15 protein-coding genes are annotated in these 17,096 nt (G+C 38.9%); 10 read left to right on the plus strand and 5 right to left on the minus strand.

The features are described 5' to 3' along the window. Positions 1–5 precede the first annotated feature (5 nt). The 6 genes from CBF29_RS05460 (at position 6) to gshAB (ending at position 10,682) form a co-directional block, all read left to right on the plus strand. Positions 6–1,796 (plus strand): oligopeptide ABC transporter substrate-binding protein, encoded by a 1,791-nt coding sequence (locus tag CBF29_RS05460; RefSeq protein ID WP_170169998.1) that lies wholly within the window; start codon positions 6–8, stop codon positions 1,794–1,796. A gap of 129 nt (positions 1,797–1,925) precedes the next feature. Continuing rightward, the gene (gene rnc, locus CBF29_RS05465) at positions 1,926–2,621 is read left to right on the plus strand and encodes a ribonuclease III (RefSeq protein WP_126808226.1); all 696 of its coding nucleotides are present in this window, start codon (positions 1,926–1,928) and stop codon (positions 2,619–2,621) included. Between the two features lie 80 nt (positions 2,622–2,701). Then, a complete protein-coding gene (gene smc / locus CBF29_RS05470) occupies positions 2,702–6,274 on the plus strand; it encodes a chromosome segregation protein SMC (protein WP_126808228.1) in 3,573 nt (1,190 codons plus the stop codon). A gap of 21 nt (positions 6,275–6,295) precedes the next feature. After that, the gene (locus CBF29_RS05475; protein WP_126808230.1) at positions 6,296–7,117 is read left to right on the plus strand and encodes a Cof-type HAD-IIB family hydrolase; all 822 of its coding nucleotides are present in this window, start codon (positions 6,296–6,298) and stop codon (positions 7,115–7,117) included. A 12-nt stretch (positions 7,118–7,129) separates the two neighbouring features. After that, positions 7,130–8,137, plus strand: a complete 1,008-nt coding sequence (ftsY, locus tag CBF29_RS05480) for a signal recognition particle-docking protein FtsY (RefSeq protein ID WP_126808232.1) — start codon at positions 7,130–7,132, stop codon at positions 8,135–8,137. A 259-nt stretch (positions 8,138–8,396) separates the two neighbouring features. After that, complete coding sequence (gshAB, locus tag CBF29_RS05485; protein WP_425469886.1) at positions 8,397–10,682, plus strand: bifunctional glutamate--cysteine ligase GshA/glutathione synthetase GshB; 2,286 nt, start codon at positions 8,397–8,399, stop codon at positions 10,680–10,682. A 151-nt stretch (positions 10,683–10,833) separates the two neighbouring features. On the opposite strand, the gene CBF29_RS05490 is transcribed toward gshAB, so the two are convergent. Together CBF29_RS05490 and CBF29_RS05495 are read right to left on the minus strand one after the other, a co-directional pair. Beyond that, positions 10,834–12,051, minus strand: coding sequence for a toxic anion resistance protein (locus tag CBF29_RS05490; protein WP_126808237.1), 1,218 nt, complete (start codon positions 12,049–12,051; stop codon positions 10,834–10,836). An 8-nt stretch (positions 12,052–12,059) separates the two neighbouring features. Then, positions 12,060–12,758: a 5-bromo-4-chloroindolyl phosphate hydrolysis family protein gene (locus CBF29_RS05495; protein WP_126808239.1), complete on the minus strand. Its 699-nt coding sequence runs from the start codon at positions 12,756–12,758 to the stop codon at positions 12,060–12,062. 176 nt (positions 12,759–12,934) lie between these two features. On the opposite strand from CBF29_RS05495, the gene CBF29_RS05500 reads away from it, so the two are divergent. The 4 genes from CBF29_RS05500 to CBF29_RS05515 are packed head-to-tail and all read left to right on the plus strand — an operon-like array spanning position 12,935 to position 15,074. Further along, positions 12,935–13,498 (plus strand): NUDIX hydrolase, encoded by a 564-nt coding sequence (locus CBF29_RS05500; RefSeq protein WP_126808241.1) that lies wholly within the window; start codon positions 12,935–12,937, stop codon positions 13,496–13,498. Between the two features lie 14 nt (positions 13,499–13,512). Next, positions 13,513–13,800 (plus strand): cell wall synthase accessory phosphoprotein MacP, encoded by a 288-nt coding sequence (gene macP, locus CBF29_RS05505; protein ID WP_126808243.1) that lies wholly within the window; start codon positions 13,513–13,515, stop codon positions 13,798–13,800. 20 nt (positions 13,801–13,820) lie between these two features. Further along, complete coding sequence (locus CBF29_RS05510; protein ID WP_126808245.1) at positions 13,821–14,510, plus strand: 5'-methylthioadenosine/adenosylhomocysteine nucleosidase; 690 nt, start codon at positions 13,821–13,823, stop codon at positions 14,508–14,510. An 18-nt stretch (positions 14,511–14,528) separates the two neighbouring features. Then, complete coding sequence (locus CBF29_RS05515; RefSeq protein WP_126808247.1) at positions 14,529–15,074, plus strand: cysteine hydrolase family protein; 546 nt, start codon at positions 14,529–14,531, stop codon at positions 15,072–15,074. Between the two features lie 363 nt (positions 15,075–15,437). On the opposite strand, the gene CBF29_RS14235 is transcribed toward CBF29_RS05515, so the two are convergent. The 3 genes from CBF29_RS14235 to CBF29_RS05530 form a co-directional block, all read right to left on the minus strand. Continuing rightward, positions 15,438–16,022: a DUF2812 domain-containing protein gene (locus tag CBF29_RS14235; protein WP_126808265.1), complete on the minus strand. Its 585-nt coding sequence runs from the start codon at positions 16,020–16,022 to the stop codon at positions 15,438–15,440. Then, a complete protein-coding gene (locus tag CBF29_RS05525; protein WP_211334253.1) occupies positions 15,998–16,348 on the minus strand; it encodes a PadR family transcriptional regulator in 351 nt (116 codons plus the stop codon). The genes CBF29_RS14235 and CBF29_RS05525 overlap by 25 nt, the downstream gene beginning before the upstream one ends. 524 nt (positions 16,349–16,872) lie before the next feature. Continuing rightward, positions 16,873–17,096, minus strand: a 224-nt coding sequence (locus tag CBF29_RS05530) for a transposase (protein WP_425469887.1), incomplete at its 5' end; no start/stop codon positions are given.

The raw sequence follows: 17,096 nt of genomic DNA on the forward strand, positions 1-17,096 counted from the left end.
TAATGATGAAGAAAAAAGCACTAGGATTTGTTGCACTTGCTGCTGTCCTGTCACTAGGCTTTACTGCTTGTGGCAATAAAGATGGAGCAGACAAGTCGACAGACGGCGGAGAAAAAACGGAGGAAGCAGCGAAATTTCCGTCAATGATTGAAAACGAAGCAGACTCTCTTGAGGGAGGAACTTTGAAGGTCGCTATGCCTTACGACACTCAGTTCCAAGGTGTGTTTTCCTATGCTTTACAGGAAGATGCCTATGATGACATGCTGTTACAACCTGCGGAGCAATTTTTATTCAATACCGGTGAAGATTTCCGTTACAATGACACTGGTCTGGCTGTTCCAGAGTTTGATACAGATAACAACAAAGTGATTGTCACCTTGAAAGATGATTTGAAATGGTCCGATGGAGAACCATTGACGACTGACGATGTTATTTTCGCTTATGAAGTGGTTGGTCACAAAGATTATACAGGTGTCCGCTATGATGACCGTTTAGGCAATATTGAAGGAATGGAAGCTTATCACGCCGGAGAAGCTGAAACAATTTCCGGAATTAAAAAAATCGATGATAAGGTAGTAGAAATCACCTTCAACGAAATAAATCCAAGTGTAGAATATGGCAGCGGATTGCTTCAATACGCGATGCCTAAACATTATTTAAAAGATATCCCAGTTGATAAATTAGTAGAATCAGATGAAATTCGTAAAAATCCAGTAACTACAGGTCCATTTACGATTGCTAATGTTAAAACAGGTGAGAGTGTAGAATACGTAGCCAATGAACATTACTTCAAAGGCAAACCTAAGTTGGATAAGATGGTCATCACCGTGGTCCCTAATTCAACTGTCGTTGACGAATTAAAGGCAAAACGCTTTGATGTTGCTTTAGATATGCCATCAGACAGTTTTGAAAGCTATAAAGAAATTGAAGGCTATCAAAACGTCGGCCGTGAAGAGTTGTATTATTCATACATTGGCTTCAAATTTGGCAAATTTGATAAGGAAAAGGGAGAAGCTGTTGCTGATCCTAACGCTAAAATGGCTGACAAAGCCTTGCGTGAAGCGATTGCTTATTCCATCGATACAGAACAACTAGGAGAAAAAATCTATGATGGACTACGTGTGCCAGCCAACTCAGTCATCGTCCCTGCATTTGCAGACCTTCATGATTCTGAGCTAGAGGCATTTAAGGCTGACCCTGAAAAGTCTAAGAAAATTTTAGAAAAAGCAGGCTATAAAGATACAAATGACGACGGCTTTGTAGAAGACAAAGAAGGTAAAGAACTGGTTATCAATTTGGCAGCAATGTCTGGGGGCGCCAGCTCTGAAACAGTCGCAGACTACTTCAAGCAGAGTATGGAAAATATCGGTCTGAAAGTGGAATATACGACTGGACGTCTGATTGAATTAAACTCATTTTATGATAAAGTCTTAGGGGATACTGACGATGTAGACATGTACGCTGCTGCGTGGGGAGTAGGTACAGATCCGAACCCTGCCGAGTCATTTGGACGGACAGCACAGTTCAACATGATGAGATATACGTCTGAAGACATGGACAAAGTCCTGAAAGATATTTCTTCACAAAAAGCATTTGATGAAGACTTTAGTAAAAAAGCTTATAAAGACTTCCAAGCATTGGTTAAAAAAGATATCCCAGTAATCCCAATCAACTATAACTACCGTATTTCTGTAGTTAATGATCGTGTGAAAGGCTACAACTATAGCTACTACGTATCAGAAGAAATTCCAAATAACTGGTTTGGTGTCTCAGTGACGGAAGAAAAAACAAAATAATTTGTCATACACCTATTTGAAGAGGCTGACTTTTAAGTCAGTCTCTTTCTTTTCATCAGAAACATTTAAAAATATTGGGAAAAGAAGTATAATATAAGAGATGTAAGAAAAAGTAAAGGACTGAGTGAATTGAATGACAAGTTAATCCGTTCATTAAGAGAAAATTATCAAATCTCTTTTAAGGATAGTGAACTATTAGAACAAGCATTTACTCATTCATCTTATGTAAATGAGCATCGTCATTTGAAACAAAGAGATAATGAAAGACTGGAATTTTTAGGTGATGCGGCTTTGGAACTGGTAGTATCAGAATTCCTTTATATGTGGTACTCTGATCTTCCGGAAGGGAAGCTGACGAAGATTCGTGCGACAATCGTACGGGAAGACAGCTTGGCTAAATTTGCCAAAGAATGCGGATTTGACCAATATGTCTTACTTGGCAAAGGGGAAGAAAATTCTAATGGGCGCAACCGTCCCTCTCTTCTTTGCGATTTGTTCGAAGCTTTTTTAGGTTCATTATATTTGGATCAAGGTTTGGAAGCCGTCAGCCGATTTCTGTCGATTATTATCTTACCGAAAATAAAAGCAGGTGTTTTTTTACATGAGATGGATCATAAAACAACTCTTCAGGAGATACTTCAAAAAAATGGAGACGTTGATATCCACTACGAGTTGATTAAGGAAGAAGGACCAGCCCATAATCGGGAGTTCTTTGTCACTGTTTCTGTCGGGGAGCATGTGATTGGAGAAGGCAGCGGCAAGTCGAAGAAAATGGCTGAACAAAAAGCCGCCCACCAAGCGATTCTTGGCTTGGAAAAGAAATAAGCTGATAAAAACTTTGCTTTTGTTTTAAGTCGGCGGGGGAAAGACAATGGTCTTATTAGTTGAAAGGAGTCTATGACTCAATGTATTTGAAGAGAATAGAATTAGCAGGATTTAAATCTTTTGCTGAACGGACCATTATTGAATTCGATCAAGGCTTGACGGCAGTGGTCGGACCAAACGGCAGCGGCAAAAGCAATATAACAGACGGGATTCGCTGGGTGCTTGGTGAGCAGTCAGCGAAAAATTTGCGCGGAGGGAAGATGCCTGACGTCATTTTTTCAGGTACAGCTAAACGCAAACCCCTAAATATCGCAGAAGTTACCTTGGTCTTAAACAATGAGTCCCATTATTTGCCGCTGGATTTCAGCGAAGTAAGTGTGACTCGGCGTCTAAACCGTAATGGAGAAAGTGATTACTATATCAACAAGCAAAGCTGCCGTCTGAAAGACATTGTGGATTTGTTTACTGACTCAGGTTTAGGAAAAGAATCTTTTTCGATTATTTCCCAAGGGAAGGTTGAGGCTATATTTAACAGCAAGCCGGAAGAACGCCGGGGGATTTTTGAAGAAGCGGCGGGAGTTTTAAAGTATAAGCAGCGGAAACAACAGGCAGAAAATAAGTTGTTTGAGACAGAAGATAATCTCAACCGTGTGCAAGACATTATCTATGAGTTGGAAGCCCAACTGGAACCGCTGAAAGAACAAAGTGAAACTGCTGAAGAATACACTGAATTAAAGAAAAGTTTAACAACAGTGGATATTGGCGCTACAGTGAGAGAAATCGAAGAGTTTAAAAGCGTTTGGGAGTTGCAAACTGAGAATTTGCAGTCTGTGGAAAGAGAACTGACCGAACTTGAATCACAAAAAAATTGTTTTGATGAAACATTGGAACAGTTAAGGAAAGAACGGACAGAGCTTTTACAACAGTTGGATGAGGAACAGCAGCATTTGCTGACGATTACAGAGCAGTATGAAAAAACAGAAGGACAGAAAAATGTTTTTATCGAACGCAGTAAAAATGCTGAAAAAATCACTCAAGATTATCAGGATAAGTTAGCCCAACTAGAGATGAAAGAAGAACATATCCTTGGGGAACAAGAGAAGCTGACACACACCTTGAGTGAAACAAAAGAAAAACGCGAGGTCTTAGCTGAAACGTTTGCCCATACTAAGGCGCTGGTACAACATTACAGCAAATCGACAAAGGAACAATTGGAAGAGCTTCGCAGCGAGTATGTAGAAATCATGCAAAAGCAAGCCAATGTGACGAATGATTTGAAACATTTAGAAAAACAATACCAGCTGGAATCGTCGAGAAATGCGCAAATGATGACAAAGCGTGAAGAAATTAATACCAAGATTAAAACCCTAGAGGAGAAACATCAAGAAGCCGTCTCAGACAACGAAGAACATGAAGCTGTTTTGCAAACTCTTCTTAAAGATTATGAAGAAGTCCAAATAAGACATCGACAGACGAAACAACAGCTAACCGAACAAGAAAAAAGCATGTATGGTGCCATGGGGATTTTGCAGCAGGCCAAAGCTCGGCAGAAAAGTCTGCAAGAATTGCAAGAAAATTATACCGGTTTTTATCAAGGGGTACGTGCTGTCTTGAAAAATAAAGAAGCTATTTCAGGCATCGTTGGTGCGGTTGCCGAGCTTTTAACAGTGCCGGCAGACTTGGTGGTGGCAATCGATACTGTCCTAGGGGCAGGAGCACAAAATATTGTCGTGAAGGATGAGGCGAGCGGTCGGGCCGGTATTCAATTTTTAAAAGAAAAAAAACTGGGACGGGCAACATTCTTGCCGTTGACAACGATCAAGCCACGCCGAATCAATGCACAACAATTAGAAAAGTTGACTCAAGAGACAGGTTTTCTCGGTATTGCCAGCGAATTAGTGGCTTGCGATTCTGAGGTCAGACCTGTGATTGAAAACATGCTAGGGATGACGGTCGTCGCTAAAAATTTGCCATCAGCTAACCGTCTGGCAAAGTTGACAGGTTATCATTTCAGGGTAGTTTCCTTGGAGGGAGACGTGATGAATCCGGGAGGGTCCATGACTGGCGGTGCAACTAAAGGCGGCAAAAAAGGGAATCTTTTGTCCATGTCGGGAGAACTAGAGGAATTAACGAAGCAAATCGATCAGATGACACGTACGTTGACAGAGCGTGAACAACAAGTTCAAAGATTGAAAGGGCAAGAAACTGAATTAATCCAAACACTTGAGAAAAAGCGTGAAAAAGGTGAACAAGCACGTCTGAAAGAACAAACGCTGAAAGGTCATCTGGCGCAAGTCGAACAAGAATTAAAACAGACGGCTCGAGAAAAAACAGCGTTTCAGTATGAAACCAAAGATTTGGCTGACTTCTTGAACCATTATGAAACTGATAAAGAAAAGTTGATGATGGAAGCAGAAAAATATAAAGTACAATTGGCAGAATTAGATGAAGCTATGGGCAAAACGAATAGTGAAGCGGAAAATCTCGAAGTGAAACGGGAAGAATCCCATGAAAAACTTCGGGAAGAACAGGGACAGCTGGCAGCCTTGGATGAGAATATCCGCCACTTGGAACAACAGTTGCTGCAAAAACAGCAGCAGCTGACAGAAATCATTTCCGAACGGGACCAGCTCCATGACCAGCTCCATTTGCTGACGGATGACAACAGTTCCCGTGAAATCAGCCAAGAGTCTCTAATCAAATTGATGGGGGACTTGCAACAGAAAAAAACAGTGACCCAGTCATTGTTGGAAAAACTGAAAAACCAACGGGAAGAGGTTCAGCAGAAAATTTCTCGATTAGATGAACAGTTAGCAGATGCCAATAAAAATCAACAAAGCTTATTACAAAAGAAAACCCAGTTCGAGGTAAAATTGTCCCGTGCAGAAAATGGAATGGACAGCGGACTGCATCATCTGCAAGAAGAATACAGCATCACCTTTGAAGGGGCGAAGAAAAACTATCCCTTTGATGGAGATTTAGGAGAAGCGAGAAAAGAAACAAAGAAAATCAAACGCAGAATTGAAGCTTTAGGACCGGTCAATCTTTCTGCCATCGAGCAGTACGAGTCAGTTTCTGAACGCTATGAATTTTTAATCACGCAAAGAGACGATTTACTGGCGGCAAAAGAATCCTTATTCCAAACAATGGATGAAATGGATCAGACGGTCAAGGCACGTTTCAACGAGGTGTTTGTTGCGATTCGTGAGAAATTTCAGGAAACTTTCCCGCAGATGTTTGGAGGAGGTCATGCGGATTTGGTATTAACAAATCCTGATGATCTGCTGACCACAGGGATAGAAATCGTCGCCCAGCCTCCGGGAAAACGTCTGCAGAGTTTGAGTCTGTTGTCAGGAGGAGAGCGTGCCTTGACGGCGATAGCTTTACTATTTTCCATTATTCAAGTCAGACCAGTGCCTTTCTGTGTTCTGGATGAAGTGGAAGCGGCTTTGGATGAAGCAAATGTGGCACGTTTTGGGAAATATTTAAGCAGATTTGAAAAAGCCACTCAATTTATTGTGATCACTCACCGAAAAGGGACGATGGAGGCTGCCGATGTGCTGTATGGTGTCACAATGCAGGAGTCGGGAATTTCCAAAATCGTATCGGTGAGACTGGAAGAGGCAAGTGAATTGAAAGCATTAGAAGCATGATAAAAAAGAAAAGGGAGAACTATGATTAAATTAGTAGCGATTGATTTAGATGGGACGTTGTTGAACAGTCAAAAGCAGATTTCCGAGGAAAATAAACGAGTGATTCAAAATGCCAAAGATGCAGGTGTCAAGGTTGTCGTGTGTACCGGCAGGCCTTTGATGGGTGTGGCTCCTCTTTTGGAAGAATTAAATTTGATGGACCCGGGAGATTACACTGTGACGTTGAATGGCGGTTTGATTCAAAAAAATGACACAGGGGAAATATTGTCTGAAACGATTATGACAGTACAAGATGTCAGAACAGTTTATGAGTTGACTTACAACTTACAGTTATCTTTAAACGTAGTCACAGCAAAAAAAGTTTTTCATGTCAAACCAGATGTACCGGCATTTCCTTCTTACTACCAAAAATTAAACAGTTTATTGGTGTTTGAAGACAAGCATTTAGAAACTTTTGATGACAGAATGAAAATCAATAAAATGGTTTGTGCCAGTGAAAATGTGCAACATCTTACATCTCAAATGGGTAGAATTCCTGAGAGATATCATGAACAATACAATATCATTCGTTCAGGACAGTTTTTGTTCGAGTTTGTTCATAAAGAAGTTTCTAAAGCAGCCGGTCTAAAACATTTGGGTGAGATTTTAAATATCCAAACCAAAGAAATGATGGCTATCGGGGATGAGGAAAATGATCTGCCGATGATTAGACTTGTGGGCACAGGTGTAGCGATGGGAAATGCTACGGATGAAGTAAAAAGTGCTGCCACTGTCACAACTAAAAGCAACGATGAAGATGGTGTGGCATACGCCATCGAAAAATGGGTTTTGAATAAGAGATAAGGAGGCGTTTTTGTGGGATTTTTTAATAAATTAAAAAATGTCTTTAAGGGAGAAGAAAAAGTAGAAGTTACTGAGTCTCTCGAAAAAATGGACAAAGGTCTTGAGAAGACTCGAAAAAGTTTTGGTCAGATGATGAACGAATTGATGGCGAATTTCCGTTCAGTGGATGAAGATTTCTTTGAAGATTTAGAAGAAACTCTGATCACTGCCGATGTTGGTTTTCAAACAGCCATGAGAATTACTGATGAGTTACGTCAAGAAGTCAAATTGAGAAATGCTAAAAAACCAGAAGAAGTCCAAAATGCTATCGTGGAAAAATTGGTATCGATTTATGAAGCGGAAGGGGCAGAAGAACAAAACGATGTTCAGTTAAAAGAAAATGAATTGACTGTGATTCTTTTTGTGGGGGTCAATGGTGTCGGTAAAACAACGAGTATTGGCAAGCTGGCAAACCAATACCGTGAGGAAGGCAAAAAAGTTTTGCTGGCGGCTGCTGATACTTTTCGTGCTGGTGCTATCGATCAGCTGGTAGTTTGGGGGGAACGGGCAGGCGTTGAAGTGGTCCGCGGAAAAGCCGGCAGCGATCCGGCATCTGTTGTGTTTGATGCACTGGAACGGGCCAAAGATGAACAAGCCGATATTTTATTAGTCGACACTGCCGGACGTTTGCAAAACAAACAGCACTTGATGAAAGAATTGGAAAAAATCAATCGAATCATCCAGCGGGAAATTCCCGACGGTCCTCATGAAGTTTTGTTAGTTGTGGATGCTACCACAGGCCAAAATGCCATGGTTCAAGCCAGACAATTTAAAGAGGCCACAGATGTGACAGGCATAGTTCTAACAAAACTCGATGGAACGGCAAAGGGCGGTATGGTTTTAGCGATTCGTAATGAGTTGAATTTGCCGGTGAAATTAGTGGGATTAGGAGAGGGTATCGACGATTTGCAGCCTTTTGACCCTAATGAATTTATCTACGGTTTGTTTAAGGAATTGGTTGTTTCTAATGGGAACAATTAATGAATTTCTAAGGCAGTTTTCAATATTTGGGTGAATAAATCACAAAAAAAAATAAAATAAATCAGTTCCCGATAGTTTAGGCTGTCGGGGATTTTTTCTTGTCATCTTAGTAACTAATAGTCAACTAAGTAACAGCTGTGCGTTTAACTATTAATTTTTCTTTGGTAAATAAAATTGACTGAGACTAATCCTATTCTAGGATTAATTTCTTTGATAATGCTATAATGAACAAGAATTAATTGAATGATGAGGTGGTAATGTGAGAAGCATGCAGACATATTTGCGACAGGAAAATATACGACCGTTGTTTAAAAAGGCACGCTTTGGATTAGAAAAAGAAAGTCAGCGGGTAAGCTTAACAGGAGAGCTCGCCAAGACAGATCATCCAGCAGTTTTGGGCAATCGAAGCCTTCACTCAACGGTTCAAACGGATTTTAGTGAAACACAAATAGAGTTAATCACACCGGCAGTGGAAACTGCTCAGGAAGTCCTAGATTATTTAGGTGCTATTCATGAAGTGGCACTGCGTTCCATGAATAAAGATGAGATGCTGTGGCCCTTGAGTATGCCTCCAGAGTTGCCGGAGTTGGAAGAAGATATCGTGATTGCCAAGTTGGACCGTTTTGAAGATGTACTGTATCGCCGTTATTTGGCACGGTCTTATGGCAAAAGAAAACAAATGGTGAGCGGAATTCACTATAATTTTGAATTTTCAACTAAATTTATCGAAGCACTTTTTGCGGTGCAGACAGAGTTTACCTGTATTGAAAAGTTCAAGACAGAGATTTATTTAAAAGTTGCCAGAAATTATTTGCGTTACCGCTGGCTGATTACCTACTTGTATGGGGCTTCTCCAGTTTCTGAACCAAGATACTTTACGGAAGACCAAAGTCCCCGTGAACCAGTGCGAAGTCTTCGCAACAGTCCTTATGGTTATACGAATCATGAAGAGGTGTTTGTTTCCTACCAGTCCATCGAAAAGTACATTCAGGATATTGAAGATTTAGTGGAAAAGGGCGTTTTGTCAGAGGAAAAAGAATTTTATTCTCCTGTGCGCTTGCGTGGTGGAAAACAAGTGGCGGATTTAAAAGAAGTTGGTGTTCAATATGTAGAGATTCGCAACATCGATCTTGACCCCTTTGCACCTTATGGTATTGCACTGGAAGGTATCGAGTTTTTCCAAGTGTTCTTAATGTATATGCTTTGGCTTGAGGACAGCGGTGATGATTTGGACCAGCTGCTTAAAGATGGTACGCGTTTGAATGATCAAGTTTCCCTTGAACATCCGTTGAGTGAGACCTCCTTGAAAGAAGAAGGGAAAAATCTCCTCGAAGGAATGAAAGAGATGCTAAAAGTATTAGATAGCAAGCCTTCATGGGTAGTGTTGATAGACAGGGCGTTAAAGATGTTAGAGCAACCCGAAGAAACCCTGTCCGGTAAAATGCAAGTGCTGTTTGATGATGGTCTGACAAACAAAGACTTGGCTGTGACCCAAGGGCAGGCTTATTCCAATGCTGCGTGGGAAAAACCTTACCAACTAGCTGGTTTTCGTGATATGGAATTATCTACTCAAATTTTGATGTTTGATGCGTTGCAACGAGGCATAGAAGTAGAAGTGCTGGACCGCCATGACCAGTTTTTGAAGCTCTCTTATGCAGGGAAAATAGAGTATGTCAAAAATGGAAACATGACCAGTAAAGATAAATACGTGGTGCCACTTATCATGGAGAACAAAACCGTCACAAAGAAAATTTTAAGTCAAGCTGGTTTTCGTGTTCCTAAAGGCGAGGAGTTTTCTTCACTGGAAGAAGCCCTTGCTTCTTATAGCCAGTTTGAGTCTCAAGGAATTGTTATCAAACCCAAGTCCACCAACTATGGGATAGGTATCAGCATTTTTAAAGACGGTGCTAGCTTTGAAGCCTATCAAGAAGCTTTGAGAATTGCTTTTAAAGAAGATTCCGAGGTGCTGGTGGAGGAATTTATTTCCGGTACGGAATATCGTTTCTTTGTCATCGATGGGCAGACAGAGGCGATCATGCTGCGAGTACCCGCCAATGTTAAAGGTGATGGTGTTTCCACCATTCAAGAATTAGTGACAGAAAAAAATAAAGATCCTTTGCGGGGGACTCACCACCGTTCACCTCTGGAAATTATTCAGCTGGGGGAAATTGAACGTCTGATGTTGAAAGAACAAGGATATAAAGTGGATGATGTCCTGCCTAAAGATGCCATCGTCTACTTGAGGGAAAATTCCAATGTGAGTACTGGCGGTGATAGTCTTGATGTTACAAATGATTTCAGGAACGAATACAAGGAAATTGCCGTGGCTGCAGTGGAAGCTCTTGGTGCAAAAATCTCAGGCATTGATTTAATCATTCCTGATAAAGAAGTCAATCCTTATGAAACTAAAAACAGCTATGGCATCATTGAGGCGAATTTTAATCCTGCCATGCATATGCACGTATTTCCTTACCAAGGGGAGGGTGTCAGACTGACACAAAATGTCTTAGATTTATTGTTTCCAGAATCAAAAGTAATCAACTGACCGACTTTAGCTGGAGGAATTTATCGATTTGGCTCGTATTTGTTAAAAAGAGTCGCTGTAGAGGAAAAGCTGAACGCTTTCTCTGCAGCGATTTTTTATATAAAAAAAACAACGTCCGTGACCAAATGATTGGCACGAACGTTAAGTGTTGTTATTGATTGGCAGATTGGGTTACTTCTAACAGTTTGTTTTTTAATTCTTCTTCCATCTCAGCTAGTTCAAGCTCTGCCATGCGGCGTTTTTCTTTTCCTTCAGCCTGAATGCGCATAGTTTCTTGAATCGTTTCGATGAGATCGTTTTGAGTTTGCTGCAATGTTTCGATATCTACCACGCCTCGCTCATTTTCTTCTGCCGTTTCGATGGCAGAAATTTTAAGCATTTCTGAATTTTTCTTCAGTAATTCGTTGGTTGTTTCAGAAACTTGGCGCTGGGCAGTCACAGCATCTTTTTGGCGCAGCAGCGTCAGAGAAATAGCTACTTGGTTTTTCCATAGAGGAATAGCAGTATTGATCGATGCTTGGATTTTTTCAGCCAACGCTTGGTTTGTATTTTGAATCAAACGAATTTGCGGTGCTTGTTGAATCGTGATTTGGCGTGCCAACGTCAAGTCATAAGTTCGCTTGTCTAAGCGGTCTAAAAACTGATTTAAGTCATTAACAACTTGGACGTCCATCTGATCGCCGGTAGCTTCAGCTTTGTCCATGGCTTGGGGAATTAATTTAGTTTCTAGCTCTTCTTTCTTCAATTCTCCAGCAGCAATATAAATATTCAATGCATCAAAGTAATCTTTATTTTTATGGTAAAGCTGTTCCAACATCACATTGTCGCTTAGTAAACCATTTTTTTCTCTGTCTAATTTAACAGCAATTTTATCGATTTGAGCACCGATTTTTTGATATTTGGCGGTGATTTCATAAATCGATTCTTTGACCTTGCCAAACATTTTCTTAAAGATATTACGTTCCTGAGCCTTTAAATCTTCAGGACTGGCTTCATTTAAGCGGTACATCAATTCATTTAAAGAATCTCCTACAGGTCCTAAATCTTGGTTTTGAACATGGGCCAGCATAGAGTGAGAAAATTCACCCAGCTTTTTTTGCGCAGCCGAACCGTAACTCATCACAGCTTGGGAATCATTGACATCGATTTGAGCAGCTAGCTGTCTTGCTTGCTCCTGTCTTTCCGGCTCTAACTTATCAATTAATTTTGGTGCTGTTTTATTCGTGTCCAATCCTTGGATATCTTTACTTTGGACCATTTTTATTGCAGCATCATCAGGATCAGCAAAAGGATTGCTTAGCAAATCATCTAATGCATTGTCTACGGTCGGAACATTTTTTGTTGGAAATTCTTTGATTTCTTCTGTCATTTGTTTCTCTACTCCTTCTGGTCTGTGTCATCTGTCTCTGGAGTGATTTTTTGCTCACTTCGAGAGATATTTTGCTCGGCGATGGTCAATTCAACATCCAAATCTTCAATATCGTCGGACACAAATTTTTCATAATCTGCTAACAGCAATTGTGATACCTTATCAATCATTTTAGCACTTTTATCAAGGGCTTCAAAGGAATTCCTTGTTTTCACATCGTGTTGATTGATTTCAATATATTTTGTGGTCAATTCAACTAAATTAGGCAAATGATTATATAAAAAACCGTCTGCCAAATGTAGTTTGTTTGGTTCTTTCACGAGCTCTTTAAACATAGCTTTTGCGACCTTGATCGTCTCATTGCGCAAACTGATAGCTTTGAGTTTCGGCACACTGTTCATGTTGCGTTCAAGTTTGACAATTTGTTTTTTGGTAGTGTTCATAGTTTCTCTAAAAAAAGTGATTTCCTGATCGCTCATACCAAGGTCATGGTAGTGCTGATGTTTTTCAGAGGATAAGTTTGGCAAGTTATCTTTTGTGTCGCCGGTTTTATTTATTCTCGAGAGCAGCTTGATAACTAAGAAAACAATACCAAAGAAAATGGCAAGGGAAATGATGGTGTCCATGTAGTAGAAATTACCAAAGACCGTCATCAATCCGATGACTGCAAGTACGGGAATAAATATTCTAAAAAATTTATTTTTCATTTTTATGTCGCTCCAATCTGTTTTCAATCTGTTTCACTGTACTCATTTTATCACAGACTGGTTTTTAATTTCCATCAGTCGTAGGGTTGATTTTTTATTTAAACACATCTTTTTATTGCATGTTCCATCAACCTTTGGAATAATAGGGATAATAGGCAAAGCATGAGGTGGATCAAATGATGGAAGAAAAGGACTTCGTTGAAACTACAGTTTCGCGGGAGAACGTTTTTAATGGAAAAATTATTTCTGTGGCGGTGGATCAAGTTGTCTTGGCAGACGGCACACAGGCTGAAAGGGAGTTAGTGTTTCATCCCGGAGGCGTGGGAATCATTGCCATTACTGAAGATGAAAAGTTAATCTTAGTCAAACAATTTCGCAAACCTTTTGAAAGGACGATGCTGGAAATTCCTGCCGGGAAAATCGAAAGAGATGAAAAAGACCCTAGAAAGACTGCCATCCGTGAATTAGAAGAAGAGACAGGGCTAGGTTGTTCATCAATGGAAGCTATATATGACTTTTCCTTATCGCCGGGATTTGCTAATGAAATTCTTTATTTGTATCAAGCCAAAGGATTATATCCGGTCGCCCGTCCGGCTGATCAGGATGAGGACGAACGTATAGAGCTGCAATTTGTGACTTTAGCTGAGGCAAAGGAATTAATCAAATCAAAAGCGATTTTTGACAGTAAAACAATTATGGCGATACAATATTGGGAATTGGAACAATTAAGAAAGAAGTAGGGAGTGGAGCAACAATGGGAAAGAAGGAGCCATTGTTAACGCGGACCAAAATTCGAGAACTGAAAGAAAAAAATGGTCATGAGCCAAAGGCAACTGCAAAAGTGTTGAAAAAAGAATTTGAAAAAAAACAAGAAGAAATTTCAAAACAATTTGCAAAAGAAAAAAAGAAACAAAAAGAAGTGACAGGCTCTCGAGCGGCCACCACGACTAAAGTTCAACGACGAAGCAGCTTTTTAATCAAAGCCATTGCTGTTGTGATATTGTTGTTGTTGATTTTATTCTTTTTTGTTTTTTTTGTCTGATGAAGAGGGTGGAAAGAAAAGTGAGGATTGGGATTATTGGTGCAATGGCTGAAGAAGTCGTTGTATTAGAAAAATGTCTGCTGGAAATGAAGATGTGGGAAGAAGCAGGCAGTCATTTTTATCAAGGTTATATTGGAGAGCATGAGGTTATCGTCGTTCAATCAGGGATTGGCAAAGTAATGGCGGGAATGGTAGCAACCTTACTAGTCAGTCATTATCATGTGGATGTTCTGCTCAATACTGGTTCAGCTGGAGGGATTGGCGAGGGGCTTTCTATTGGTGATGTGATTGTTTCCGATAGATTGGCTTATAATGATGTGGACGTGACCGCTTTTGGTTACGCTAAAGGTCAAATGGCGGGCATGCCGCTATATTATGAAGCAGATAAGGAAGTTGTCGAGAAGATTTTGAAAGCGGCTGAAAAGACAGGCATGACTGTAAAAAAGGGATTAATTACAACGGCAGACAGCTTTATTGCTGATCAGGGGAAAATCGCTGAAATCAAATCCATTTTTCCAGATGTTTTGGCAACGGAGATGGAAGGAGCCGCGATTGCCCAGGTCGCCACCCAATACCAAGTCCCTTTTGCAGTAATCAGAGCCATCAGTGATGTGGCTGATGAAGAAGCCTCTGTCAGCTTTGACGATTTTATTATTGAGGCAGGGAAAAAATCCGCTGAAATGGTCATTCGTTTCGTTGAGTCTTGTTGAAAATAAAGGAGAAGATAGATGAAAGCTTTATTAATAATAGATTATACTTGGGATTTTGTTGCAACTGAGGGCAGATTAACCACTGGGGAACCGGGACAAAAAATTGAGGAAGAAATTGTCAGATTGGCAGAGGGATTTGCTGATTCAGAAGATTATATCGTCTTTCCTATTGATGGGCATGATGAGGAAGACCAGTTTCATCCTGAAAACAAATTATTTCCTCCTCACAATTTGATTGGAACTAATGGTCGTGAACTTTATGGTAACTTAGCCACATTTTATGAAAAACATAAGAATCAGCGAAATGTTTACTGGATCGACAAACGTCATTATTCGGCATTCAGCGGGACGGATTTGGATATCCGCCTTCGTGAACGGGGCATTAAAGAACTCCATATTACAGGTGTGTGTACGGATATTTGTGTTTTGCATACCGCCATTGATGCGTATAATTTAGGATATAAGATTGTGATTCATGAAAAAGGTGTGGCCAGTTTTAATCAAGTAGGGCATGAGTGGGCGCTAGAGCATTTCAAAGGCACATTGGGAGCGGAAGTAGTGTAGGGTAATATTTCAAAAGTGTGTGTGATGAAAATTCTTTAAAAGACATTGACTTAAAAAATTCAAAATAGAAAAAATTCCATGAAATCACTGATTTAAAAAATGATTTCATGGAATTTTTAATTTTTTTTTTTGTTAAATTAAGTTAGATAAAGCGTCTCTATCTGCATAACTTATAAATGCCTCCAATGGTGTTTGATAATTTTATTTGTCAATTAAGGCTAGACCAAATATAGTAAATCAGTGCTAAGAACATTAAAAGATTTTACGAATTGTAAACAATTTTTTTAAACCCTCTATATGTTTTTTGTTATTTTTCATTGTGTTTATACAGAGATAACTTGGATTAGTTTTTACAGCAATTCATTATGCTTCCTTATATTTATTAATGGATTTTTGGACTAAATATAGTTGGTAGCAGAAATAAAATAATAACAAGATAGGAAATATGGAAAAGAAGATTCTCATACTAGCTAAGGGCAACTCAAATAAAAATACCTTTTTAAAAGCAGCACCTTCTTTTTGCCATATTCCCGGAGTAAAAAAAGCATTTTTAAAATTCATTAACACTGATTTATCGGTATCATTATAGTATATAAGCAGATAAAATATAAAAGTTACAAAGTTTGTTGAAATAAGACCATTTCTAGCTCGTACTTCTCGTTCATATTTAGACTCATTATCTGAAAATAACTCATTTACTTTAGTCTTATCTCCTATAAAATAAAATTTTCCATTATTTTGATTATTGGGGATTGAAGTCCAGTAAGAGTCTTCTAAAAATTGAATATAATCAATTTTTTCAATTTCATTTGAAAATTTTCTGACGTCAATTTTAATAATACTATTTTTATTTGTTGTAGAGGTGAATTGATAAGATCCATAACCTGATTTTATTAGTATTAATCCTTTCTGTAATAACCTGTTTAACCATTCTTCTTCTTTTTCAATTGTTGAAAAGTATCATAATGTTCTCCTTTTGGCTTTTCAAAAATATTTATACAATGTTTCATTCGCTGCACTTCCATTTTTAATAGTTGTGTTCCCTGTTTAGTTGTAATGTATATTTTTCTTCTTTCCTGCTCTGAATTAATTGGAACGATTAGGTTTTGCTTTAGAAGGTTTTCAATTGCTCCATACATGGTTCCAGCAGCAATTCTGACGTTTCCTCTACTCATTAATTCGATATTCTTAATAGCTTGATAGCCATAACTAGGTTTTTGAAATGCTAAAAGAACATAAAAAACAGTTTCTGTTAAAGGTAATTTGGTTTTCATTATATAGAATCACTCCCGAATATATAGTTACACTATACAGTTCGAATGTACAGTGTTACTGTATATTTGGTTACAATGTTTTTTGGATACGAAAGGTTTCTGATATGGAGTATTTTTTTCAATAGTTTGATTACTTCCCAAAGAACGCTTTTAAATCAAATATATTTGAGTTCAAAAAATTTAGAAATGGAAGGTAAGTTGTAACTAGTATCATATAGATATTTGCTTCCTAAGTTCTGGGATATGTTCTCAATAACCAGCGAATGAAAATTCTAACGGAATTCTTCTCAGGATGAGGTTTCATAAGAAGATGAATTTCAGAGGAGTCAGTTAATAGTCGTTTTTGAAATCAGTTCTAAGAGAAATTGTATATAAAAAAATCATTGAATTATAAAATACCACAGGAAGTACTTTTGAGTCATGCGAAAAAAGATAATTTAATTAACTTAATTTGCTATTTAGAATCTTGCCCTTGTCAAATCTAAATTCCTATTTAGACAAAATCTTTGTTATTATATTATTTGTCAAATTAAGCTAGACAAAACAGTTTCATCTACATAACTCAAGAATACTTCCAACGGTGTTTGATAGTTCAATGATTTTCTTGGAATGTGATTGCGCTTATTCGCTACACTGGAAATGAAGGTTTGGCTGACTTGGTTAAAGTCCATCTCTTTTGGTAGTCCATCTTTTCTAAGTAAACCGTTAGAGTTTTCGTTAAGAGCCCTTTGTGAAGGCGTTCCTGGAT

This window comes from Vagococcus elongatus (assembly GCF_003987645.1).
GTDB lineage: Bacteria > Bacillota > Bacilli > Lactobacillales > Vagococcaceae > Vagococcus_A > Vagococcus_A elongatus.